Source organism: Sulfitobacter sp. L-8, assembly GCF_056859255.1.
In genome coordinates this window covers 405844-428426 of the sequence record NZ_JBSXOD010000053.1, presented here as the reverse complement: position 1 = coordinate 428426, position 22583 = coordinate 405844, and the positions used below count along the sequence as shown (strand labels likewise).

23 protein-coding genes are annotated in these 22583 nt (G+C 57.3%); 7 read left to right on the top strand and 16 right to left on the bottom strand.

The features are described 5' to 3' along the window. The first annotated feature begins 139 nt into the window (after positions 1-139). The 6 genes from AC13DE_RS15385 (at position 140) to AC13DE_RS15360 (ending at position 6825) form a co-directional block, all read left to right on the top strand. Entirely contained in the window at positions 140-1186 is a 1047-nt protein-coding gene (locus AC13DE_RS15385) for a rod shape-determining protein (protein WP_446296820.1), read from the top strand. Positions 1187-1257: 71 nt separating this feature from the next. Beyond that, a complete protein-coding gene (gene mreC / locus AC13DE_RS15380; protein WP_446296821.1) occupies positions 1258-2163 on the top strand; it encodes a rod shape-determining protein MreC in 906 nt (301 codons plus the stop codon). Then, the gene (locus tag AC13DE_RS15375) at positions 2160-2792 is read left to right on the top strand and encodes a rod shape-determining protein MreD (RefSeq protein ID WP_446296822.1); all 633 of its coding nucleotides are present in this window, start codon (positions 2160-2162) and stop codon (positions 2790-2792) included. The genes mreC and AC13DE_RS15375 overlap by 4 nt, the downstream gene beginning before the upstream one ends. 15 nt (positions 2793-2807) lie before the next feature. Further along, complete coding sequence (gene mrdA, locus AC13DE_RS15370) at positions 2808-4751, top strand: penicillin-binding protein 2 (RefSeq protein WP_446312316.1); 1944 nt, start codon at positions 2808-2810, stop codon at positions 4749-4751. Continuing rightward, positions 4748-5887: a rod shape-determining protein RodA gene (rodA, locus tag AC13DE_RS15365; RefSeq protein WP_483048332.1), complete on the top strand. Its 1140-nt coding sequence runs from the start codon at positions 4748-4750 to the stop codon at positions 5885-5887. Before mrdA ends, rodA begins: the two co-directional genes overlap by 4 nt. A 5-nt stretch (positions 5888-5892) precedes the next feature. After that, positions 5893-6825: a 2-hydroxyacid dehydrogenase gene (locus tag AC13DE_RS15360; RefSeq protein ID WP_483048331.1), complete on the top strand. Its 933-nt coding sequence runs from the start codon at positions 5893-5895 to the stop codon at positions 6823-6825. 108 nt (positions 6826-6933) lie between these two features. On the opposite strand, the gene AC13DE_RS15355 is transcribed toward AC13DE_RS15360, so the two are convergent. The 11 genes from AC13DE_RS15355 to phnG form a co-directional block, all read right to left on the bottom strand. Then, positions 6934-8949: a M3 family metallopeptidase gene (locus AC13DE_RS15355; RefSeq protein WP_483048330.1), complete on the bottom strand. Its 2016-nt coding sequence runs from the start codon at positions 8947-8949 to the stop codon at positions 6934-6936. Between the two features lie 276 nt (positions 8950-9225). Next, positions 9226-9657, bottom strand: coding sequence for a DsrE family protein (locus AC13DE_RS15350; RefSeq protein ID WP_446296827.1), 432 nt, complete (start codon positions 9655-9657; stop codon positions 9226-9228). A 59-nt stretch (positions 9658-9716) separates the two neighbouring features. Beyond that, a complete protein-coding gene (locus AC13DE_RS15345; RefSeq protein WP_483048329.1) occupies positions 9717-10766 on the bottom strand; it encodes a HesA/MoeB/ThiF family protein in 1050 nt (349 codons plus the stop codon). 145 nt (positions 10767-10911) lie between these two features. Beyond that, on the bottom strand, positions 10912-12054 hold the full coding sequence (locus AC13DE_RS15340; protein WP_483048328.1) for an alpha-D-ribose 1-methylphosphonate 5-triphosphate diphosphatase: 1143 nt from the start codon (positions 12052-12054) through the stop codon (positions 10912-10914). After that, the gene (gene phnN, locus AC13DE_RS15335) at positions 12051-12626 is read right to left on the bottom strand and encodes a phosphonate metabolism protein/1,5-bisphosphokinase (PRPP-forming) PhnN (protein ID WP_446296830.1); all 576 of its coding nucleotides are present in this window, start codon (positions 12624-12626) and stop codon (positions 12051-12053) included. Before phnN ends, AC13DE_RS15340 begins: the two co-directional genes overlap by 4 nt. Then, complete coding sequence (phnL, locus tag AC13DE_RS15330; RefSeq protein WP_483048327.1) at positions 12623-13306, bottom strand: phosphonate C-P lyase system protein PhnL; 684 nt, start codon at positions 13304-13306, stop codon at positions 12623-12625. The genes phnN and phnL overlap by 4 nt, the downstream gene beginning before the upstream one ends. A 5-nt stretch (positions 13307-13311) precedes the next feature. Next, positions 13312-14082, bottom strand: a complete 771-nt coding sequence (phnK, locus tag AC13DE_RS15325) for a phosphonate C-P lyase system protein PhnK (protein ID WP_483048326.1) — start codon at positions 14080-14082, stop codon at positions 13312-13314. Beyond that, a complete protein-coding gene (locus tag AC13DE_RS15320) occupies positions 14079-14948 on the bottom strand; it encodes an alpha-D-ribose 1-methylphosphonate 5-phosphate C-P-lyase PhnJ (protein ID WP_446312308.1) in 870 nt (289 codons plus the stop codon). Before AC13DE_RS15320 ends, phnK begins: the two co-directional genes overlap by 4 nt. Next, positions 14945-16093 (bottom strand): carbon-phosphorus lyase complex subunit, encoded by a 1149-nt coding sequence (locus AC13DE_RS15315; protein WP_483048325.1) that lies wholly within the window; start codon positions 16091-16093, stop codon positions 14945-14947. Before AC13DE_RS15315 ends, AC13DE_RS15320 begins: the two co-directional genes overlap by 4 nt. Next, positions 16093-16653, bottom strand: coding sequence for a phosphonate C-P lyase system protein PhnH (gene phnH, locus AC13DE_RS15310; RefSeq protein WP_483048324.1), 561 nt, complete (start codon positions 16651-16653; stop codon positions 16093-16095). The genes AC13DE_RS15315 and phnH overlap by 1 nt, the downstream gene beginning before the upstream one ends. Beyond that, positions 16650-17117: a phosphonate C-P lyase system protein PhnG gene (phnG, locus tag AC13DE_RS15305; protein ID WP_483048323.1), complete on the bottom strand. Its 468-nt coding sequence runs from the start codon at positions 17115-17117 to the stop codon at positions 16650-16652. The genes phnH and phnG overlap by 4 nt, the downstream gene beginning before the upstream one ends. 88 nt (positions 17118-17205) lie before the next feature. On the opposite strand from phnG, the gene phnF reads away from it, so the two are divergent. Next, complete coding sequence (gene phnF / locus AC13DE_RS15300; protein WP_446314536.1) at positions 17206-17925, top strand: phosphonate metabolism transcriptional regulator PhnF; 720 nt, start codon at positions 17206-17208, stop codon at positions 17923-17925. Positions 17926-17973: 48 nt separating this feature from the next. On the opposite strand, the gene phnE (AC13DE_RS15295) is transcribed toward phnF, so the two are convergent. The 5 genes from phnE (AC13DE_RS15295) to dut form a co-directional block, all read right to left on the bottom strand. Continuing rightward, positions 17974-19269, bottom strand: a complete 1296-nt coding sequence (gene phnE / locus AC13DE_RS15295) for a phosphonate ABC transporter, permease protein PhnE (protein ID WP_483048322.1) — start codon at positions 19267-19269, stop codon at positions 17974-17976. Further along, complete coding sequence (gene phnE, locus AC13DE_RS15290) at positions 19266-20153, bottom strand: phosphonate ABC transporter, permease protein PhnE (protein ID WP_446314566.1); 888 nt, start codon at positions 20151-20153, stop codon at positions 19266-19268. The genes phnE (AC13DE_RS15295) and phnE (AC13DE_RS15290) overlap by 4 nt, the downstream gene beginning before the upstream one ends. A gap of 67 nt (positions 20154-20220) precedes the next feature. Next, entirely contained in the window at positions 20221-21132 is a 912-nt protein-coding gene (phnD, locus tag AC13DE_RS15285; RefSeq protein ID WP_483048321.1) for a phosphonate ABC transporter substrate-binding protein, read from the bottom strand. Between the two features lie 62 nt (positions 21133-21194). Further along, a complete protein-coding gene (phnC, locus tag AC13DE_RS15280; protein ID WP_483048320.1) occupies positions 21195-22004 on the bottom strand; it encodes a phosphonate ABC transporter ATP-binding protein in 810 nt (269 codons plus the stop codon). 97 nt (positions 22005-22101) lie between these two features. Beyond that, the gene (gene dut, locus AC13DE_RS15275) at positions 22102-22551 is read right to left on the bottom strand and encodes a dUTP diphosphatase (RefSeq protein WP_483048319.1); all 450 of its coding nucleotides are present in this window, start codon (positions 22549-22551) and stop codon (positions 22102-22104) included. Positions 22552-22583 lie beyond the last annotated feature (32 nt).

Genomic DNA, 22583 nt, shown 5'->3' with positions numbered 1-22583 from the left:
CATAGCGTGGCGGCGGCATCATGCCACCCCTTTAGTCAACCCCCCTTTCGTCTTGGGCCTCGTCGGCTTATAAGCCGCAGAGCCCGCACCCGGTCAGAGTCGATGGGCCAGAACGAATTTTTGCAAGGTCCCGCCGCTCATGTCCATTTTTGATCAATTCCGTGGTATGTTTTCGTCAGATATGGCGATCGACCTCGGCACCGCCAACACGCTGGTTTACGTCAAGGGCAAAGGTATCGTTCTGTCGGAACCATCGGTTGTGGCCTATCATGTCAAAGACGGGGTCAAAAAAGTGCTGGCCGTAGGGGAAGACGCCAAGTTGATGCTGGGCCGGACCCCCGGTTCAATCGAGGCAATTCGCCCGATGCGCGAAGGGGTGATTGCCGACTTTGACACCGCGGAAGAAATGATCAAGCATTTCATCCGCAAAGTGCACAAACGCTCGACCTTTTCAAAGCCCAAGATAATCGTTTGCGTACCGCATGGTGCCACTCCGGTTGAAAAGCGTGCGATTCGTCAATCGGTGCTTTCTGCGGGTGCGCGGCGTGCGGGTTTGATCGCCGAGCCCATCGCGGCGGCAATCGGGGCTGGCATGCCGATTACCGATCCCACCGGTAACATGGTGGTGGATATCGGTGGCGGCACGACCGAAGTCGCGGTTTTGTCACTGGGTGACATCGTCTATGCCCGTTCGGTGCGCGTGGGTGGCGACCGTATGGACGAGGCGATTATCAGCTATCTGCGCCGCCAGCAAAACCTGCTGGTCGGGGAAACCACCGCCGAACGCATCAAGACGTCGATCGGAACGGCGCGGATGCCCGATGACGGGCGCGGAACATCAATGCAGATCCGGGGCCGTGACCTATTGAACGGCGTGCCGAAAGAAATCGAAGTGACCCAAGCGCAAATCGCCGAAGCCTTGGCCGAACCCGTGCAGCAAATCTGCGAAGCCGTCATGACAGCGCTTGAGACCACGCCGCCCGATCTGGCTGCGGATATCGTTGACCGTGGCGTAATGTTGACGGGCGGCGGCGCGTTACTGGGCGATCTGGATCTTGCCCTGCGCGAACAGACCGGTCTGGCCATTTCAGTGGCGGACGAACCGTTGAACTGTGTCGCGTTGGGCACCGGCAAAGCGCTTGAATACGAAAAACAACTGCGCCACGCCATAGACTACGATAGCTAATTTAGGCACAGTTAAAGCGGCCCGAGACGCGGCAGGACGGCCCTGCCCTCTAGGTAGGAAACAAGTAGCGCATGCCCATCGACCGATCCTCATCGAACGATTTTAGGCGCCCGATGCGACGCTTGCTGTTGGCTGTGATCTCGTTGATCCTTTTGGGGGTCTTCCTGCTGTGGCGCATCGACAGCCCGCGCGTTGAACGCTTTCGCGCTCAGATCACCGATCGAATTGTGCCCAACATGGAATGGGCGATGGCCCCGGTAACTGGTACGGTTAATCTGTTTCGTGATTTCCAAAGCTATCAACGGCTTACAGTGCAAAATCAGGAACTGCGGTCAGAGCTGCGCAAGATGCAGACCTGGAAAGAAGCGGCGTTGCAGCTAGAGCAGGAAAACGCCCGTCTGCTGGATTTGAACAAGGTGCGGCTGGACCCGAGATTGACCTATATCACCGGCGTCGTTCTTGCCGACTCCGGTTCGCCATTTCGGCAGTCTGTCTTGTTGAACGTCGGTGCGCGTGACGGGATCGTGGACGGTTGGGCAACCGTTGATGGCATCGGCCTTGTGGGTCGCATTTCGGGGGTCGGCAAAAACACGGCGCGCGTCATTTTGGTGACTGACACGTCAAGCCGTATCCCGGCGGTGATACAACCATCTGGCCAACGCGCGATCATCGCCGGTGACAATTCAGCCGCGCCCCCGGTCGATTTTCTGGAGAACCCTGATCTGGTGCGACCGGGCGACCGGGTCATCAGTTCCGGCGACGGCGGCGTATTTCCAGCCGGTGTCCTGATCGGTCAGATTGCCGCAGATCCCGGTGGCCGTTTGCGGGTGCGGCTTGCCGCTGATTTTGAACGTCTTGAGTTTCTGCGAGTCCTTCGCCATCACGGCTCTGAACAGGTAAGCCAAGATGCCTCTGTGATCCTCGAGGAAGGGACAGCACCCATCATACCTTTGGCGTCTGCACCGGTAAGCGAATGATGGATGAACTCTCGCCTCTGCGCCTTTGGACGATGCGTGCGGCTTTCCTGGTTTTGACGGTGGTATTGTTGTTTTTCCATCTCTTGCCGATCGAAACCCAACCCGTCGCGTTTCTGGCACCCGAACTGACCCCCCCCTTGGTCAGCATTGATCCGGCCGAGGCGCGGCTCAGGTCCTTGCTTGACCAAGGTAGCGACCGGTTTTGGGTCGCGCCGGATCTACTGATCGCATTTGCCTTTGCGTGGTCGGTGCGCAAACCCGACTATGTACCCGCCCTGTTACTCGCCACAGCGTTCTTGCTGAACGACTTTTTATTACAACGCCCGCCCGGGTTGTGGGCGCTGCTGGCGCTGATCGCATGCGAGAACCTTAAACTGCGCGGACGCACATTGCGCGACAGTACATTCGGCGCGGAATGGCTTGCCGCGTCGGCATGGCTGGTTGTCATTATGCTGGCAAACCGGATCGTGTTAACCTTGCTTATGGTACCCCCGCCCCAATGGACGCTCAGCTTGATCGAGCTTGGCGTGACGGCTTTATTCTATCCTGTGGTCGTTTTTGTGACCCATACCTTGATGGGTGTGCGCAAATCGACCCCCGGCGATCTGGACCGCCTCGGCGGGCGGTGACGAAAGGAATGTAAGATGAGACGCAGCAGAGCAGACAGCGATGCAAGTCACGCCAAGCTAAGCCGGCGGGCAGCACTTTTGGGTGGTGTCCAACTGCTGTTCATGGGCGGCCTTGCTGCACGAATGAACTACCTTCAGGTCGATCAGGCGGACCAGTTCCGCCTGTTGGCCGAGGAAAATCGGATCAACATTCGCCTTATTCCGCCGTCCCGCGGTGAAATATTTGACCGAAACGGGGTGCGATTGGCGCAAAACGTCCCTTCCTACCGGATCGTGATCGTGCGCGAAGATGCCGATGACGTGGATGCGGTCATGGACCAGCTTTCGCAGGTCATCAAGCTTGACCCCGAGATGCGCGAACGCGCGCTTGCTGAAATCAAGCGTTCCGCCCCCTTCCTGCCGGTCACTGTCGCCGATAATGTAAGCTGGGACGACGTCAGCCGTGTGTCCGTCAACACCCCTGCCCTGCCGGGCGTAAGCCCCGAGGTCGGTCTGACCCGGGTGTATCCGCGTGGTTCGGATTTTGCCCATATCGTCGGTCGTGTCGGCCGGGTGAGCCAGGCTGACCTAGACGCGCTTGAAGACCCTGACGCGGTTTTGCGTATCCCGCGCTTTCAAATTGGAAAAATCAACGTCGAAGCGCGCCAGGAAAGCTTGTTGCGAGGGGTAGCCGGTACCAAGCAGGTCGAAGTCAACGCCACCGGGCGTGTCATGCGTGAATTGGCACGCCGCGAAGGTCAGTCGGGCGCGGACCTCCAGCTTACGATTGATTCTAAGCTTCAGAATTACGTGCAGGCCCGGTTGGGTACCGAAAGCGCGGCTGTGGTTGTCATCGACTGCGAGAACGGTGATCTGGTCACCAGCGCGTCATCCCCCAGTTATGACCCCAACCTGTTCGTCGGAGGCATCTCGTCGGCAGATTACAACCCCCTGCTTGAATCGAAATATCGCCCGCTCGTGAACAAGACCGTCCAGGGGACCTATCCGCCCGGATCCACCTATAAAATGATGGTCGCACTCGCAGCGCTCGAAGCTGGTATCGCCGGGCCGGACGATACGACCTATTGCCCGGGTTTCCTTGAAGTAGGGGGGCGCCGGTTCCACTGTTGGAAGCGCGCAGGGCACGGCTGGGTCGACCTTGAGACCTCCCTCGAGCAATCGTGTGATGTTTATTACTACGATCTGGCGCTAAAGGTGGGAATCGAGAAGATTTCAGCGATGGCGAACCGGTTTGGTCTGGGCATCAAGCACGACCTGCCGTTGTCCTCGGTTGCCGCAGGCCTTGCGCCTACCAAGCAATGGAAACAATCTGCCCGCGGTGCCGATTGGGTGATCGGCGATACAGTCAACGCATCTATCGGGCAGGGTTTCACGCTGAGCTCTCCGCTGCAACTGGCGCTGATGACCGCGCGGATCGCCACCAACCGCATCGTTACGCCCAGACTGATAAAATCCATCGATGGCATTGAGCAACCCAGCGGTGCCGGTGATCCGCTGGGGATCAGTGAAAACAACATCCGCAAAGTGCGCAAAGGCATGCAGGTCGTGGTCAACGACCGCCGCGGCACTGCCTATCGATCAAGGATCATCGCAGACGATATGCGGATGGCCGGGAAAACCGGCACAAGCCAGGTTCGTAACATCACGGCGGCCGAGCGGGCCCGTGGCGTGAGCCGAAATGAGGACTTGCCCTGGGAGCGCCGGGACCATGCGTTGTTTGTGGCCTTCGCACCATACGACAAACCCCGCTATGCCTTGTCGGTATTGGTGGAACATGGCGGAGGCGGGTCTGCGGCAGCAGCACCGATCGCTCGCGATGTGATGTTACAAGCGCTGTATGGCGGCGAACCACCGCTCGAAGCATATCCGACTGCCGATCGCGACCGGATCGCGGCCCAGCAGGAACAGCTTCGCAAAGTCCAGCCTCAAGCGGCTATAAACGGAAAAGATCAGGCATGAGCTATCTCGAGTATACGGTCAAACATGTCCCTACCGGCCTGCGCAAAATTCTCCACCTCAATTGGCCACTGACGGTGCTTTTGGCGGCGGTATCGGGCGTCGGGTTCTTGATGCTGTATTCGGTGGCGGGCGGAACGTTCACACCTTGGGCTGAACCGCAGATGAAGCGGTTTGCACTTGGACTCGTATTGATGATCGCTGTGGGTATGGTGCCGATCTGGCTATGGCGCAACCTTGCAGGGGTCGCCTATTTTGGCACGGTATTTTTATTGGTCGCGGTGGATCTTTTTGGCGCGGTCGGTATGGGCGCACAACGCTGGATCGAACTGGGTTCGTTCCGGCTCCAACCTTCAGAGTTGATGAAGATCACGCTGGTGATGATGCTAGCTGCGTATTACGACTGGTTACCCGCCAAGAAGACCTCGCGTCCGCTTTGGGTGGTTCTTCCCCTGCTATTGATCATCGTGCCCACTTTTCTGGTTCTAAAGCAGCCTGATCTCGGTACCGCGATCCTGCTGATGGCGGCGGGTGGCGGGCTGATGTTTCTGGCCGGTGTACACTGGGCCTATTTCGCAGTGGTCGCTACGGCCGGGCTCGGGCTCGTCACTGCCGTGTTCCAGTCCCGTGGAACACCTTGGCAGTTGCTGAAAGACTACCAGTTCCGGCGCATCGACACGTTCATTGATCCAAGCACCGACCCCCTTGGGGCGGGCTATCACATCACCCAATCCAAAATCGCCCTCGGCTCCGGAGGCTGGACCGGGCGTGGGTTCATGCAAGGGACACAATCGCGACTGAACTTTCTTCCCGAGAAACATACTGATTTCATCTTCACTACCTTGGCCGAAGAGTTTGGTTTTGTCGGCGGCTTCTCGCTGCTCGGCCTGTATGCCTTGATCATCCTGTTCTGCATTGCATCCGCCCTGATCAACAAAGATCGGTTCTCATCGTTGCTGACCTTGGGCATTGCGCTGAACTTCTTCTTGTTCTTCGCGGTCAACATGTCGATGGTCATGGGGCTGGCACCTGTGGTCGGTGTCCCTCTTCCCCTGGTGAGTTACGGCGGGTCTGCGATGCTGGTCCTGCTGCTTGCATTCGGGTTAATTCAATCCGCCCACGTTCACCGCCCAAGGTAACATCGATGACACTCAATATTCTGTTTGCCGCTCGCCCCGAACGCTGGTCTTGCTATGAGGCACCGTTGCGCAAAGCGCTGGAAAGCGCCGGCTTGGATGCGACGCTTGGAATGGACCTGCCGCCCGCCGAGGTCGATTACATCATTTATGCGCCCGACAGCCCGCTTCAGGATTTCTCTCCCTATACGCGCGCCAAGGCGGTCCTGAGCCTTTGGGCGGGCGTAGAGAAGATAACCCATAACGAAACACTCAAGATAGCCTTGATCCGCATGGTCGACCCTGGCCTGACGACAGGAATGGTCGAATGGGTGACAGGTCATGTGCTGCGATACCATCTGGACCTGGATACCGATATCCTCCGCTCGGATTCACGCTGGGAACCGCGAACGCCTCCTCTGGCGCATGAGCGAAACGTCACGGTTTTTGGCTTGGGTGCACTTGGCACGGCTGTTGCCCAATCGCTGGCCACGCTCGGGTTCAATGTCGCGGGTTGGTCACGCAGTCCCAAAACTTTGAGCGGCATCACTTGTCACAGTGGACACGAGGGCCTGAAGTCGGCGCTTGCGCACTCTGAAATTGGAGTACTCTTGTTGCCGGACACGTCGGAAACAGCAAATATCGTCAACGCGACAACCCTGTCTCTCATGCCCAAGGGGGCGTATATCATCAACCCTGGCAGAGGTACATTGATCGACGACACCGCTCTTCTCGCTGCACTGGATGAAGGGCAAATCGCTCATGCCACCCTCGATGTCTTTCGAAGAGAGCCCCTCCCCTCCGGCCATCCATATTGGGCACACCCCAAAGTGACCGTCACACCTCACATCGCTGCCGCAACCCGCACGTCCACCGCCGCAGAGAATATCATCCAAAATATCGTCCGTGGTGAAACCGGAAAAAGTTTTTTGCATCTGGTCAATCGCGACCTCGGCTATTGACGCACCATGCCGTGACTGAATTGCTTTGAGTTTATTTGGCAAAATGAAAAGAGACGGTCCGCCAACAGTTTCATTTTGCCTCTTAAACTCTCGGCGAAGGCGCAAAAACTAGGTTCTGCTCAGCCCTCTCCCTTTCAATAAAGCCTCCACGCCAGGGAGCCGCCCCCGAAATGCTCTGTATAACTCTTCCGGGTCAGCGCTGTTACCAGCGGATAGGATATGTCGATCCAAGGAAGCCGCGCGTTCAGTGTCGAAGGGGTCTCCGGTTTCAGCGAATGCAGCAAAGGCATCAGCGTCCATGACTTCTGACCACATGTAGCTGTAGTAGCCGCTAGAGTATCCATCTCCAGTAAAAACATGGGCAAATTGCGGTGTCGCGTGGCGCATGGTGATCGCTTCAGGCATACCAAGTGCCGCGAGGACCGAATTTTGCTTTGCCATGAGATCATCAGGTAGGTCGCCGTCGTGAAATTCGATATCAACAAATGCTGAAGCAAGGTATTCGACGGTTGCAAAGCCTATGTCGAAATTTGATGCCCCAAGGAGCTTATCAAGTAATTGCTGGGTCATAGGTTCGCCTGTGACGGCATGGGTGGCAAAGGTCTTGAGCACCTCCGGCACTTCCAACCAATGCTCAAAAAGCTGACTGGGAAGTTCGACGAAATCCCGTGCCACCGACGTCCCGCTCACAGATTCATACGTCACATCAGAAAGCATTTGGTGCAGTGCATGTCCAAATTCGTGAAACAGTGTTCGAGCATCGTCATAAGAAAGCAAGGCCGGGGTTGCTTTGGCGAAGTTGCACACGTTTATGACGACAGGCGATTGTATATGTGGAAATTTCGCTTGCGACCGCATCGCTGAGCACCATGCACCGGACCTTTTCGACTCGCGTGCGAAGTAGTCGCCGATAAATATCGCGACGTGTTGACCATTGCGAGTTACCTCCCACGCACGACAATCCGCATGATAAAGCGGCACCTCGAGGCGTGTAAATTCGAGAGAGAACAAACGGGTGGCGCAGTCAAAGGCCGCGTCGATCATACGGTCCAACTGGAAATAAGGTTTCAACGCGGCTTCGTCGAGATCATGCTCCGCAACGCGCCGTTTCTGTGCATAGTATCGCCAATCCCACGGGGCGAGATCGCCGTTCACACCTTCGCCGTGCATCATATCGGTAAGAACAGCCGCATCACGTTCGGCCTGCGCTTTTGCCGGCTCCCAGACATCAGTTAGCAACTGACGCACGGCAGCCGGGGTTTTCGCCATCTCGGTTTCCAATTTGTAGGCGGCAAAATTTTCGTAGCCCAATAGTTGGGCACGTTCTTGCCGCAAGGCGAGGATTTCGGCAGCGATTTCGCGATTATCGGTTTCGCCACCATTTGCTCCGCGTGCCTGCCAAGCGAGAAAGGCCTTTTCACGCAGGTCTCTGCGCGGCGAGAATTGCAGGAATGGGACGATCAGAGACCGTGACAAGGTGATGACTGGGCCATCCAAATTCTTTCCCGACCCTGCACTGCGGGCGGCGTCGATCACGAAGTCGGGCAAGCCTAGCAGGTCGTCTTCGCCCAGGGGCAGATACCATGATCTTTCGTCGGCAAGCAGGTTCTGGGAAAATTGTGTACCCAGTACGGCCAGGCGGCTTTTGATGGCTTTCATGCGACTGTCATCCGGCCCTTCCAATGCCGCACCCGCCCGGACAAACCCGCGATGTGTAAGCATCAACACGCGTGCCTGTTCCGAAGAGAGGTCGAATTTGTCGCGGTTTTCCCAAACGGAAGCCACACGCGCAAATAACGCCTTGTTGCTTGATATAGCGAAAAAATGCGCGGCCAGACGTGGGGAGAACTCGCGTTGCAGCGCGTCGCGCGCCGGGTTGCTATCAGCACCTGCCACCGTGAAGAACACGCCGAGCACACGGTCGAGCAAACTGCCTGCTTCCTCGAGCGCTTCGATGGTATTGGCAAAAGTTGGGTCGAAATCGCAGCTGGTTATTGCGTCAATTTCGCTGAGATGACTTTCAAGAGCCGCTTCGAGTGCGGGTTCGAAATCATCGTCGGAAATCTTGTCGAAAGGTGCAATTCGGAACGGGGTTTGCCAGTCTTGTAGCAGAGGGTTTGTCATCTAGCTCTCCTTTGATCTCAAAGGTAGGAGGCCTGACAGCAGGTTACAATCACCCGTGATGTTCGAAGGGGCGTTTCTACTGGTACACCGACAATCCATCAGACCTGTCTCATCCGTTTCTGGGGGACAGCGTGCCTATATCTGTGGCGGGTACAATCTGCGGCCCTGATTGATCCAGGATCGCCAAAGGGTCTTTAGCGACCTTGAACTGCGTGACGACGTCGTTGTCTTTGCATAGACGAAGATCACACAATTCAAGGTCGGCCAAATCAAGGCTTATGGACGCACGTAGGCGTAGCCGTCCTCTTGCAGTTCAATCAGGCGCACAACGCCGGACGGAACAACGTTTGCTTCTTCCAGCAGCACGACATCGTGGCCAGAATTCTTTTTCATCGCTTCCATTGTATTTGCACAAGCGGCAAAGCTGATGTTCTCCATCTCAAGCGACATGGTTGCAACGCGCTGAGCGACCGGGCTTTTGTCGGCGATGAGCATATTTAGTCCGGGGCCATAGGTAACTACTTCGATAACAACGTCATCGCCTTGGCTCTTATAATAGGCTGAAACATTTGCGGCATTGTTCAATGCCATGTTCATTACCTGCGGGTCATTTTCATCCACGTGGATGGCGACCTTGTGAGTGACCCCTTCGGCCATCGCTACAATAGGGGCCAAGCTCAGCATGATGGCCAGTACGAATCGTTTCATTTGTTTCTCCCTGTTAATGTGTTGTTTGATAATAGCGAGTTTTTGCGCGAGGTAACCCATCACTCGATTTCGTTACCGCAAATTGGACAATCTTGGCGCGGACTGACGGAAATGACACGATTATCGCCATATAGGCCGTCATAAATCAACATTTTGCCACGCAGCGGGGCACCTGCACCGGTTATCAGCTTAATTGTTTCAACCGCCATCATCGCACCGATGACTCCGGGGAGGGGGCCAATCACCCCGGCCTGTGCACAAGACGGCGCAAGATGTGGCGCAGGAGCCTGTGGAAAGATACATTGATAACAAGGAGCATCTTCAGCGGGATGAAAGATGCTCAGTTGTCCTTCCCACTGGCTCAACGCGCCGGATACCAGTGGGATGCCGGCTGCCACGCAGGTCCGGTTCGCCAGATAACGCGTGTCAAAGTTATCAGTGCCATCCATCACGATGTCATAATCGGCAAACAGATCGGCAGCGATGTCTTCGGTGAGGCGTCGGTGGTATGGGCGTACAGTGACAAACGGGTTTTGCGCCTCCATCTCTGCTTGAGCAGAGAACACCTTTGGCGTGCCGATGGCATTATCCTTGTGGATCACCTGCCGTTGCAGGTTGGCGTTTTCAACGATGTCGTCGTCGATCACGCCGATTGTTCCCACGCCCGCCGCGGCGAGGTATTGCAAAACCGGTGCCCCAAGCCCGCCGGCACCTATCACCAATACACGGCTGTTTTTCAGTGCCTTCTGGCCTGCACCACCGACTTCGCGCAATACGATATGACGGGCATAGCGATTGAGTTCAGAATCCGAAAAAAGCGGAGCGTCAGAAGGTTTTTGCGCGACCTGTTCAGGATTGGACCGGATTCTAAGCCGGTTGAGAACCCAACTGTACCCAATGACCAACAGGACGAAAGCGGTCAACAGCACCCAAGGCGCGGCACTGCCTCCGATCGCCTGGCGGATTGGATTGGCAGGCGGGAGCAGCAGGTTCAGCCCGATTACAGCGCCAAAGAGCACACCAAGGACCAAATACCTGCGATCGCGCGACTGGCCTGCCAAAGCCCCCACGCCCCAGATCGCCGCAGCAAGACCAAGCACAAGCAGCATTAAGCTTTCGTACCTGCCGCGTGAGAATACAGTTTCAACCGAGATCTGTGCATACCGCCCGCCTTGTTTTGGATTTAACCAACTTCAAAACGGCAACCTACGCATTTTTCCGCTGGCACCAAGCTAAAACATACAAAACCGGCGGTCAGAATACCCGCTGCCCTTCCGACCATGTTTCCTTTAGGATCGCCAATCCGTCCAACCGCTTGAACCGGATAATATCCGCCCGCATGCCGATCTCGAGGGTTCCTCGATCCGACAGGCCAGAATGTAGTGCCGGAGCATGCGTCACCGTGGCTAATCCTCGTGCGAGGTTACCCCACAAGTCACCCAGTTGCAGTGCTGCCATCAACAACCCCGTCGGCACGTAATCAGAGGAGAGGATATCCAGACGATCCGCTTGTGCGAGGTCTAAGGCGGCAACATTTCCCGAATGCGAGCCGCCCCGTATCACGTTCGGAGCTCCCATGATCGTCGCGATTCCCCTCGCATGGCAGGCTTGGGCTGCTTCGAGGGTGGTCGGAAATTCGGCCAGTTTGACCCCGTGACTGTGGCTGGTATCGACTTGTGCAGCGGTGGTATCGTCGTGGCTGGCAAGCGCCGCTCCATAATGCGCCGCAGCAGCGACCGTCGCAGCTTCGTGAATGGCACCAAACTGTTTTTGCAGGCTGTGGAGATAGTCCACATGTGCCAGGAACTCAGCCTCGCCAAAACTGTGTTTACCGCGCATGTAGGCTTCGAATTTCGTCAAATCGCGAAATTGGCGTTGACCCGGAGTGTGATCCATCATCGACACGATGCCGATCCGGTCCTGCGGTCCGAATTCTGCCAATTCCTCTTGCAGGGTTTCAGAACAAACTTCTGCCCGCAAATGAATGTGGTGGCTGATCCGCAAGGCACCTGCATCGCGCATCCAGAGTATTTCATCCGCCATGGCCCTTGCATATCGTTGGTATCTGTTGCCATCCGATATGATCGACCCGACCCTGATCGCGTCGAACACTGTCGTTATACCGGCTCCCGCCAGTTCGCGGTCGTGGGCCATTATTGCAGCGCGGTGCGGCCAGTCTACCTTGGGGCGCGGGGTCATGTGCCGCTCCAGGTTATCCGTGTGCAGTTCGACAAGGCCGGCAGCGATGTAATCGCCCTCCATGTCGTACGCATCCTTGGGAATGGACGTCCCCGTGGTGATGTCAGAAATCATCCCGTCACGCAGCCGGATGGCACCTGTCACAACAGTTTCCTTGAGGATCAGCGTGGCGTTGGCGAAAGTAATCTCTTGGGTCATAGGACGTTCTTTTGATTAGGAAGCTCGGGTCGAAATCCCGAGCCAGAGAGATAGCGGCCCACCTGTTCGACGGTGTGCACAAGTGGCCCGCTGTTATCGACACGGTGATACGGAACACCCGTCGGCATGGCGAAATCGGCGCGATGCAACCTGCGCGCAATCTCGGCCGGGTCTTCCCTGTTGCGTGCTGTCAGGCGTGCGGCCAGTACATCTTGGTCAGCGCTAAGCAGGATCACACAAAACCTGTCAAAAAGCGTTTGCGCCCTCGGCAGGATCGCCCGTGACAGATTTACAAGTACGTCGCGGCCCTGCGCAAGATCGAACATTATTGTCTTGGGTATACCATAGTGCAACCCGTGTGCTGCCCAGCTAAGGACAAATGCGCCCTCTTGCTCGGCAATCGCGAACGCCTTTTCGGTCACGCCGTCATAGACCTCACCGCCTTTTTCAACAGGTCGTGATATTACGCGCCGCGCAAGGGTAAACCTGGCGTCGACCCTGGCCAGGGCGTCCATCACGCTGTCCTTGCCGACGCCCGACGGGCCTACGATTGCGATGAATCTTCCGGTCATACCGATCTATCCGGTGTAAAAGCGGTCACGTCGAACTCCCGGTCGCAAATCTCGTCCCGTGCGGCGTGGTCATGAAATATTCCGATGATGGCCACGCCCCGCGCCTTGGCTTGCAAGATCATCTCAAGCACGGTGGCGCGGTTCGTCGGATCGAGGCTGGCCGTCGGTTCGTCCAGCAACAGCGCCGGATACGGATAGGCAAAGCCGCGCGCGATGTTTACCCTTTGCTGTTCCCCGCCCGAAAACGTCGTGGGGCTAAGTTGCCACAACCGTTCGGGTATATTCAGTCTCAGTAACAAAGCTTCTGCCCGCTGCATTGCATGGTCCCGGTCCGACCCCGTCGCCAGCAACGGTTCAGCCACCACGTCCAGGGTCGACACCCGCGGCACCACGCGCAGAAACTGGCTGACATAGCCCAACGTGGTGCGACGCAGCTGGATCACCTGCCGGGGTGCCGCGGTCACGACATCCAGATCGCCCACCATAATGCGCCCCGACTGGGTCAGGTAATTGCCGTAAATCATCCGCATCAGGGTCGATTTACCTGCGCCTGAGGCACCCACCAACGCCACGCATTCTCCCGCTGCGACCGACAGCGACGCGTCCCGCATGACCGATATCTCAGCCGCGCCTTGATTATGGAGCGTAAAGGTCTTTGAAACATTTTCGACAGTGATCATCGGATTCATACCTGTAGGACAGAGGAAACAAGAAGCTGCGTATAGGCATGCTGCGGATCGTCGAGCACCTGATCGGTCAACCCGCTTTCGATCACATGGCCGTCTTTCATGACCATCAGCCGGTCGGCCAGTAAACGCACCACAGCCAGATCATGGGTGACGATTATGGCGCTCAACCCCATCTCGCGCACGAGACCACGCAGCAGATCCAGAAGCCGCGCCTGCACGCTGACATCCAGCCCGCCGGTGGGTTCATCCATGAACACCAACCGCGGGCCCGTCACCAGATTGCGCGCGATCTGCAAGCGCTGTTGCATACCGCCAGAGAACGCCGTGGGCCGGTCATCAATGCGGTCGGCGCTGATCTCGACACGGCCCAGCCAGTCGATCGCCTTGTCGCGGATCTCGCCGTAATGGCGTGCGTTCACGGCCATCAGCCGCTCCCCCACATTGCCGCCTGCGCTGACATTCATGCGCAGCCCGTCGCGGGCGTGCTGATGCACAAAGGCCCAGTCGGTGCGCGACAACATGCGGCGTTCAGGCTCGCTCATCGTGACCGTATCACGCAAGCCCTCGGCGCGGGTATCGAAACAGACGGCCCCGGCGTCGGGCTGCAAATGCCCTGCCAGACAGTTCAAAAGCGTCGACTTGCCCGACCCGCTTTCCCCGACGACGCCCATCACCTCGCCCGGAAAAAGATCAAACGACACATCCGTGCAGCCGATCCGCGCGCCATACATCTTGGCGATGCCTTCCACTTGCAACAACGGGGTCATGCCGCGTCCTCCGCCAAGGGGGCGCCCTGCGCACCCAGATGCCCCGCCGCACGCCGCGCGCCGCAGTAATCCGTATCCGAACACATGAACATCCGCCCACCAGCGTCATCCATGATCAACTCGTCCAGATAGCTTTCCGTCGCGCCGCATAGGTCACAGGCATGATCCGCTTTCGTCGGCTCGAACGGATAATCGTCAAAATCCAGACTGACCACCTGCGTATAGGGCGGCACCGCATAGATGCGCTGTTCGCGGCCTGCGCCGAACAGCTGGATACCCGCCATCTCGAGCTTGGGGTTGTCGAACTTGGGGATCGGGGACGGGTCCATGACATAGCGCCCTTCGACCTTCACCGGATAGGCATAGGCCGTGGCAATCGCACCGTGCTGGCTGATGTCTTCGTACAGCTTCACATGCATCAATCCGTATTCCTCAAGGCTGTGCATCTTGCGTGTCTCGACCTCTGACGGTTCAAGAAACCGCAGTGGTTCCGGGATCGGCACTTGATACACCAGTATCTGATCCTCGCGCAGGGGCAGCTCTGGGATCCGATGACGGGTCTGGATCACGCTGGCCTCAGTCGTGGCCTCGGTCACGGCGACACCCGCCGTTTTCTCGAAAAACCGCCTGATAGAGACTGCATTTGTCGTATCGTCGGCGCCCTGATCGATCACCTTGAACCGGTCCTCGGGCGTCAGTACCGCTGCAGAAACCTGCACACCGCCCGTGCCCCAGCCGTAGGGCATCGGCATCTCGCGGCTGGCGAAAGGCACCTGATACCCCGGTATCGCCAATCCTTTCAGAATCGCGCGGCGGATCATGCGTTTGGTCTGCTCGTCCAGATAGGCGAAGTTATAGTCGCTCATGACGCCACCCCTTCCTTCATTTTGCCCTTTAAACTCCCACCGGAGGGGCCCTCCCCCTCGGCCTGTCCCTCCGCCTGCTCTGATGCCTGTGCCTCACGGCGCAGTTTGCGGATCAGCTCCAGTTCGGATTGGAAGTCGACGTAGTGAGGCAGTTTGATATGCTCCAGAAACCCCGTCGCCTGGATGTTATCCGCATGATACAGCACGAATTCCTCGTCCTGCGCGGGCGCGCCTAGGTTATCCTCGCCCAGTTCTTTCCAGCGCAACGCGCGGTCGACCAGCGCCATGGATATCGCCTTGCGCTCGGTCATACCGAACACCAGACCATAACCGCGCGTGAATTGCGGAGGCTCGGATTTCGATCCCGTGAACTGGTTGACGGTCTCGCATTCTGTCAGCGTGATCTCGCCGATCTCAATCGCAAATCCCAACTCCGGAATGTCCATTTCTACGGCGACCGTACCGATACGCAACTCGGCGACGAACGCATGGTTGCGCGCATAGCCCCGCTGGGTGGAATACGCCATGCCAAGGATAAACCCCTCATCCCCCCGTGTGAGAGCCTGCAATCGCAGGGCGCGGCTCGCCGGAAGCTCCAGCGGGCTGCGGGTCAGATCGTCCGGTATGTCCGCCCCTGCGGGTTCCGATTGAATCAGATCCTCGCGGTCAAGGAACCCCATGATATGGGGCGTCTCGCCTGTATCAGGCTCTGCTTCTTGCACATCACCCACTTCGCCGTCGGCGGCGAGTTTGAAATCGAGCAGACGGTGGGTATAGTCGAATGTCGGCCCCAAAACCTGGCCACCGGGCGCGTCCTTGAATGTAGCAGACACTCGGCGGTCACACTCCATTGCGGCCGTGTCCACGGGACGCGAGCCGCCAAACCGTGGCAGCGTGGTGCGGTAGGCGCGGATCAGAAAGATCGCTTCGATCAGATCACCGCGTGATTGTTTGATCGCCATTGCGGCAAGGTCGGGATCATACAGCGACCCTTCCGCCATCACACGATTGACCGCCAGTGTCATCTGTTCACGGATCTGGTCGACACTCAATTCAGGCACAGCGACGTCGCCGCGGCGTTCTTCGGCCAGCCACGCGTGGGCATTGTCGATGGCGCGTTCGCCTCCCTTTACAGCTACATACATCAGCCGACCCTCGTGGTCCGCGGCAGAGCGGCAACGCGGTCTGCACAGGTAAACAGAAAATCTAACCCACGTGGGTAAAGTGAATGGTCGCGGTGCAGCGCCAGATCGTCCGGTACCGACAGCGCCGCCGCCCCCAATATCCCCGGCCCCGTTAACGTAACGCCGTTGTCTCGCAGCTCGGGCAGTTCAACGATCAAGGTAGCTGAACGGTCGGGGTATTCGGACGTCCCCAAAGAAAATGCGCCAAGCGGCAGATCATCCCAGAGGCCGATCGCAAACACCGCCTGCGCGGGGGATACAAAGGGGGCACCCGTCTGGAAAGTTATCCAGTCCCGCACTTCCAGCGTATCGAGGCTGGCCCCGAGAAAGATCGGTGTATCAGGGTCACATAATGTCAGCACCGTCACACCTGCCGCCACCCCTAACGGGGGCGGGGGCTTGGCCCCTGTTACGGTAGATATCGTGCCGGGACGCGCCATCGCCGTCATGATGCCGCGGAACGCGCGCGACGCGTCAATAGGAGGATCAACAAAGCCGCCCGCCAAAGCATCCGTCTTCATCGGTCCTCTCCCCTTACCATCGTCAGAAACTCAACCTTGGTGGCGGCGGCCTTGCGTGCACGGCGCTTCTTGTTCGCATCTATTTCATGTCGCAGAGGCGTCAGAACCGCGTCATCCACCTGCTGGGCTCGGTCGGTTTGCATCAGGGCATCTATCAGACTAGCTTGCAGCGCATGGGTTTTACTGCGACCCTGCACGTACCCGTGACCGACCGTACCGCAGCCCAGCTTGACGGAAGCGCGCGTCACCGACATTTCACCCAGGTTGAAAGCAGCACCGACGGCACCTGCCCGGCCCCGCACCATCACTGCTCCGATTTCTGGATTGCGTAAAAGTGTATGGGCAGGAGCGATATTCAGTTCATTCCACAATCGCGCGACCGACGCGGCGGGCGACTTTGCCAGCAGGCTTAGCCAAGCTCTTCTTGCTTTCATCTTAACCAGCAAATCAGTCTCAACATTCATCTAGACACCTTTCGAAGATGTATATACAACTATACAAATATTAGTTGACAACCCGCTTCCTGCCAAGCCTGCACCTTGTGAAATATTTATGACGCCGCCTCGCCGCACTCCGATCTGGTCAACGATTGCCCAAAGCCTGCGGGCTGACATTGCCGCAAGCGTGTATAGCCCGGGTGACAGGTTGCCGACCGAAAGCACCCTCGCCAGCCGCTTTGGCGTAAATCGGCACACGGTGCGCCATGCCTTCAGGGCGCTGGCCGACGAAGGGTTGGTGCTGTCGCGGCGGGGCGCGGGGGTCTTCGTCAAGTCAACTCCTACGGATTACCCCATTGGGCGCCGCGTCAGATTTCATCAAAACCTCAGCGCACAGGGGCGCATTCCCAGCAAGGAATTGCTTTTGCTGGAAACCCGCGCGCCCCGAGATGAAGAATTCAGTGCCCTTGGTCTTGCTGACGGCACAAAGGTTCAGGTGTGCGAGGGACTGTCTTTTGCCGACGGTCAGGTGGTCGCGGTATTTCGCAGCGTTTTTTCAGCAGCACGTTTTCCCGATATTCTTGATCATCTGGCCCAGACACAGTCCGTGACGGCGGCGTTAAGACTGGGCGGTGTGACAGATTACACACGTGCGTCCACCCGCATCAATGCCAAGCTGGCAAACGCCACACAGGCATTGCATCTGCGCGTGGCGGAACACGCACCGATCCTGCGCACCATCAGCCTCAACGTAGACAGCAACGGTACCCCCCTGGAATACGGGCGGACGTGGTTCGCCGGTGACAAGGTAACCCTCACGCTCAGTGATGGCTGACGCATCGACTATAACTGGCGCGTTGGCGGGCCGTTTGCCGCGGGATCCCTAGCGGTCGTCTTTGCCCTTAATCAACCTGCGCCGGAGCCATCCGGAAAACGTATCCATCCCCATAACCATGAAGATGATCAAAACGATGTAATAGGTGACTTCTTCCCAATCCTTCTGCGTGCCAATCGCCTGGGTCAGCATCAGACCGATCCCGCCGCCGGTAATCGCACCAATAATCGTGGCCGATCGAGTGTTGGATTCGAGATAATACAAAACTTGGCTTAAAAGAACCGGAGTGATCTGCGGAATTACACCGAAACGATAACGTTGCAGCGGCTTTGCGCCGGTCGAGGTTACTCCTTCGACTTGTTTGTCATCGATGTTCTCAAGCGCTTCGGAAAACATTTTGCCAAAGGACCCGGTGTCGGTCATCAAGATCGCAAGCGCGCCGGTTAAGGGGCCCGGTCCAAATGCACGCGACAACACGATGGTCCAGATCAACCCGTCCACCCCACGCAAAAAATCGAACACCCGTCGCGATGCAAATCTGATAGATTTGAGCGGGGCAAAATTCTTTGCAGCAAGAAAGCCAAGCGGCAATGCGACAAGCGCGGCACCGAACGTCCCCAAAAATGCCATCAGCAAAGTTTCATACAGCGCCCAGGCAACATCACCATGGCGCCACATGCGGTTGGTCCATATGTCGTGAAAAATCGCGCCCGCTTCGCCGTTCACTGCCCGATTGACCAATTGTCCAAACCCGAGCCCGTGATAGGGACTGTCGAGGGTGAAAAAGAACAGCTCCCACCCGTATGAATACTTGAAAACTTCGGTTCGGTTACGTGTGATGGTCAAACGCCCCGCGTCGGTATTCACCATCACTCTATTTTTCGAGGCGCTGATGTAATCGGGGATTTCGCCGGCCGGAAATGTCGCGTTCACCCCGCGCTTTCCCGGTGTCGCGACAATCGTTCCATAACCCGGAATCTGATACCTGACCTGCGGCCCGAAAGTGATGACGTGCCCCTTGCCCAGATCCACGACTGGGCGGTCTTGCAATGTCACCCAGTCCGGTGCCGTGCCGGACGGATATTCGCCTTTGCGTTCCCCTTCGATCGCGACCGAAAATTCGCCCGTGCGGTTATCTTGGGTCACATGGGTCTTGAAGCTATAGGCATCGGCCACCAACGTGCGGGCGTTGTTGACATTGATCCGATCGCCGATGCCCGCAATGTCAAACGAAAAGAAGATATAGACGAAGTATGCAATCAGGATCAGCGGCACCGAAAACGATATCATCTTCTTGCGTGAAAACAGGGCCAGGGTCGGGCCGTGCAGGGCAGTCGCAGTCATAACATTACCTTTGCGCTTGCTTGGCCATCTGTAAGACGGTGGCGGAACTTGCTTGAAATCTGATCGACGGCCACAATAGTCAGGAACAACAAAAGAAAGATTGCCGCTGCTTCGTCGAACTTGCCCTGACCCCAGCTCATGGTATTGCGCAGATCGTAACCGATGCCCCCTGCCCCCACGAACCCCAGGATCGCAGATGCGCGAATGTTGATCTCAAATCGCAACAAGGCATAGCTAAGGTAATTGGGAGCAACCTGAGGGATCACTCCGAACCACATACGCTGCCCCCAGCCGGCCCCGACCGACTCCAGGCCCTCAACCGGTTTCAAAGATGCGTTTTCGTTCACCTCCGAGAATAGTTTGCCCAAGGCCCCGACAGTATGCAGGGCGATGGCGATCATCGCGGGCACCGGCCCGCCGCCCAACAAAAAGATAAGCACCAGCGCCACCACGATCTCTGGAACAGCCCGCAGCACATCAAGCACACGGCGAACAGGGGCGATAAGCCAAGGCACCGGGGCAAGCCCGCGGGTTATCATCAGCGACAATACCAAACCTATCATCGCGCCCAGCAAGGTAGACGCCGCGGCAATATTAACTGTCTCAAGCAGTGACGGGAAATACTTCACCATATAGCCTGGCAGAAGATGCCCCCGCGCTATCGCCTCGCCGACGACGTCGGCGGGAAAATCCAGGATATTGGGCAGACCCGCCCAAAACCCACCGGCATTGCGGTGATCAGCGGTGTTGAAACCGCTCACCAGCATTACCACGAACACCACAATCAGTATTAAATTCATCAGACGCTTGGAGCGCGCCTGTGCCAGATAGGAATCCTTGATCCCCTGCACGGGACGAACAGTTTCAAAGGTTTGGTTCACGATGTGCCCCTGCGACAAAAGGCTGACCCCGGACCGAACCGGGGCCAGCGAAATTTTCAAATCACGTCGATCAATTCGATTTGGCTTTGCGCGCTGCCACGATTGACAGGTAAGCGTCATGGGTGATCGGGTCGAAACCAAGACTGTCACCTGCCGCTACGCCATAGGTGCACGCGGGGTCGGTTTCATACAGATTGTCAACGAGCGCCGTCATTTTGTCCTTCACATCCTGCGGCATGGTCTTCCGCAGCACCACCGGACCTTCCGGGATAGGTTCCGAACGCCAGATTTCCACCAGGTCGTTCATATCGACCAGGCCTGCATCCACCGCTTTGCGCAGCGCACCCGAATTATAGCCGTCTTCCCAGTTGCCCTGCCCATCGGCCCAGGTCACGCCGGCATCTATATCACCGTTATTGACGGCAACGATCGTCTGTTCGTGTCCGCCGGTAAACTTGACTTCACCAAAATATTTGCCGGACTCCATGGTGATCTCGTCCGATATCCGGGGGATCTCGATCGACGGGATCAAATAGCCGGAGGTCGAGTTCGGGTCACCAAAACCGAACACCTTGCCTTTGACGTCTTCGATCTTGGTGATGCCGCTGTCTGCGCGCGCAAACCCGATCGAATGGTAACCGTACGATCCATCAAGGTTAATCTTGACCAACACCGGCTCGACAGCTTCGGGGTCCTGAAGATAAACCGCCGCATAGGATGACGCCCCTAGCCACGCCATATCCAACGTGCCCCCCAACAATCCCTGAATGACGCCGTTGTAATCAGCGGGCGCGAACAGTTTGGTCGGCACCCCCAAGGTCCCTTCGGTCAATTTGCGCAAACACTCATTTGAATTCATCCGATCCTGTGCGTTTTCGCCGCCCAGAATTCCGATACGGAACTCCGAAATGTCGGATGCTTGTGCCAACGCGCCTGTGGCAACTGATGAAATAGCCAAGGCGGCAACAAGTATGTTTTTCATGAACTCTCTCTCTTTTCAGAAAATTCCCCTAAGACCGGGGACAGGGTAAAGTGGGGTATGGTCTACAGCGCAGCCAGGCTGGCCACGCGTCGAGGCGGTGTATCAATCTGAGTAGATGTGGTGGCCTCGGAAAAGCTCGCGTCGGCCCCGTAGATGTCGCGGGCCACACCGGTGGTCAGCTGTTCTGGCGTGCCGTCGAATACGATACGCCCCGCCCGCATACCAATGACCCGGTCGCAATAACGCCGCGCGGTATCAAGGGTATGAAGGTTGGCAATAACCATGCGGCCGTCCTGCTCGTGGATGTCGCGCAATGTTTGCATGACCACTTGGGCATTCATCGGATCAAGCGACGCAATAGGCTCATCCGCGAGGATGATCGTGGGGTCCTGCATCAACGCCCGCGCAATTGCCACGCGCTGCTGCTGCCCCCCGGATAGAGCTTCGGCACGCTTGTGCGCGTGTTCGGCGACGCCAAGCCGGTCAAGTATGTCAATGGCGCGTATTATGTCGTCCTGCGGAAAGATACCGAACATTGTCGCCAGGGTACTCCGACGATTGAGCGTGCCATGCAAAACGTTCGATACAACATCAAGGCGGGGTACCAGGTTGAACTGCTGAAATATCATCGCACAATGCGACTGCCAGTCCCGCCGCTGCGACCCGCGCAACCTGGTGACGTCGCGACCGTTCACGATGATTTCGCCACTGCTGGCTGTCGTCAGACAGTTTACCATTCTCAACAGCGTGGACTTGCCGGCACCTGAACTGCCGATGATTCCAATCATCATCGGGCGATCCACCTTAAAACTCGCAGCATGGACCGCAGTGTTTGCGCCGAACTTCTTGGTAACGGAATTGAGCTGAAGCATTCGGTTCCCCTTTTTCACGGGAACCCTAGCCAGGAATTAATTCACATAGGTTTCATCTATGTGAAGTTTTCGCGACAGCGATCAGCCTCGTGCAGCCTCACGATAAACCAGTGGATCCAAAGCCCGACGCCCCACGTGTACTGTCGGAAAGCTCATCAACCTCAACCGGCGCATAGCGGCGCACATCAGCGATGACCGCTTGCGCTATTCGGTCGCCGTGGCGGATGACAAAGGGGGCTTCGCCAATATAATAAAGCCCTACCATGATGATCCCGCGGTAATCTTCATCCACAGTCCCCGGCGCATTGGGAATAAGAAATCCGTGCCTGAGCGCCAACCCCGATCGCGGCCTGATCTGCATCTCGGTCCCGCGCGGCAATTCGACAGAAAATCCAACCGACAATAGACTGACCTGCCCCTGCGAAAACGTCATCGGCCCATCCGGCAGAAACGCGCGCAAGTCCATGCCTGCGGCTCCCGCCGTGGCATAGCTTGGCAACGGCAGATCGGTGTTCCCGGGGGCCCGCTTGAACTTGACCTCAGCCATTGTACACCTTCCATATCATCGCCACCGGGTCG

Coding starts and splice junctions, on each gene's coding strand:
- AC13DE_RS15385 (WP_446296820.1), top strand. CDS start 140: ATGTCCATTTTTGATCAATTCCGTGGTATGTTTTCGTCAGATATGGCG.
- mreC (WP_446296821.1), top strand. CDS start 1,258: ATGCCCATCGACCGATCCTCATCGAACGATTTTAGGCGCCCGATGCGA.
- AC13DE_RS15375 (WP_446296822.1), top strand. CDS start 2,160: ATGATGGATGAACTCTCGCCTCTGCGCCTTTGGACGATGCGTGCGGCT.
- mrdA (WP_446312316.1), top strand. CDS start 2,808: ATGAGACGCAGCAGAGCAGACAGCGATGCAAGTCACGCCAAGCTAAGC.
- rodA (WP_483048332.1), top strand. CDS start 4,748: ATGAGCTATCTCGAGTATACGGTCAAACATGTCCCTACCGGCCTGCGC.
- AC13DE_RS15360 (WP_483048331.1), top strand. CDS start 5,893: ATGACACTCAATATTCTGTTTGCCGCTCGCCCCGAACGCTGGTCTTGC.
- AC13DE_RS15355 (WP_483048330.1), bottom strand. CDS start 8,949: ATGACAAACCCTCTGCTACAAGACTGGCAAACCCCGTTCCGAATTGCA.
- AC13DE_RS15350 (WP_446296827.1), bottom strand. CDS start 9,657: ATGAAACGATTCGTACTGGCCATCATGCTGAGCTTGGCCCCTATTGTA.
- AC13DE_RS15345 (WP_483048329.1), bottom strand. CDS start 10,766: ATGCTGCTTGTGCTTGGTCTTGCTGCGGCGATCTGGGGCGTGGGGGCT.
- AC13DE_RS15340 (WP_483048328.1), bottom strand. CDS start 12,054: ATGACCCAAGAGATTACTTTCGCCAACGCCACGCTGATCCTCAAGGAA.
- phnN (WP_446296830.1), bottom strand. CDS start 12,626: ATGACCGGAAGATTCATCGCAATCGTAGGCCCGTCGGGCGTCGGCAAG.
- phnL (WP_483048327.1), bottom strand. CDS start 13,306: ATGATCACTGTCGAAAATGTTTCAAAGACCTTTACGCTCCATAATCAA.
- phnK (WP_483048326.1), bottom strand. CDS start 14,082: ATGACCCCGTTGTTGCAAGTGGAAGGCATCGCCAAGATGTATGGCGCG.
- AC13DE_RS15320 (WP_446312308.1), bottom strand. CDS start 14,948: ATGAGCGACTATAACTTCGCCTATCTGGACGAGCAGACCAAACGCATG.
- AC13DE_RS15315 (WP_483048325.1), bottom strand. CDS start 16,093: ATGTATGTAGCTGTAAAGGGAGGCGAACGCGCCATCGACAATGCCCAC.
- phnH (WP_483048324.1), bottom strand. CDS start 16,653: ATGAAGACGGATGCTTTGGCGGGCGGCTTTGTTGATCCTCCTATTGAC.
- phnG (WP_483048323.1), bottom strand. CDS start 17,117: ATGAATGTTGAGACTGATTTGCTGGTTAAGATGAAAGCAAGAAGAGCT.
- phnF (WP_446314536.1), top strand. CDS start 17,206: ATGACGCCGCCTCGCCGCACTCCGATCTGGTCAACGATTGCCCAAAGC.
- phnE (WP_483048322.1), bottom strand. CDS start 19,269: ATGACTGCGACTGCCCTGCACGGCCCGACCCTGGCCCTGTTTTCACGC.
- phnD (WP_483048321.1), bottom strand. CDS start 21,132: ATGAAAAACATACTTGTTGCCGCCTTGGCTATTTCATCAGTTGCCACA.
- phnC (WP_483048320.1), bottom strand. CDS start 22,004: ATGCTTCAGCTCAATTCCGTTACCAAGAAGTTCGGCGCAAACACTGCG.
- dut (WP_483048319.1), bottom strand. CDS start 22,551: ATGGCTGAGGTCAAGTTCAAGCGGGCCCCCGGGAACACCGATCTGCCG.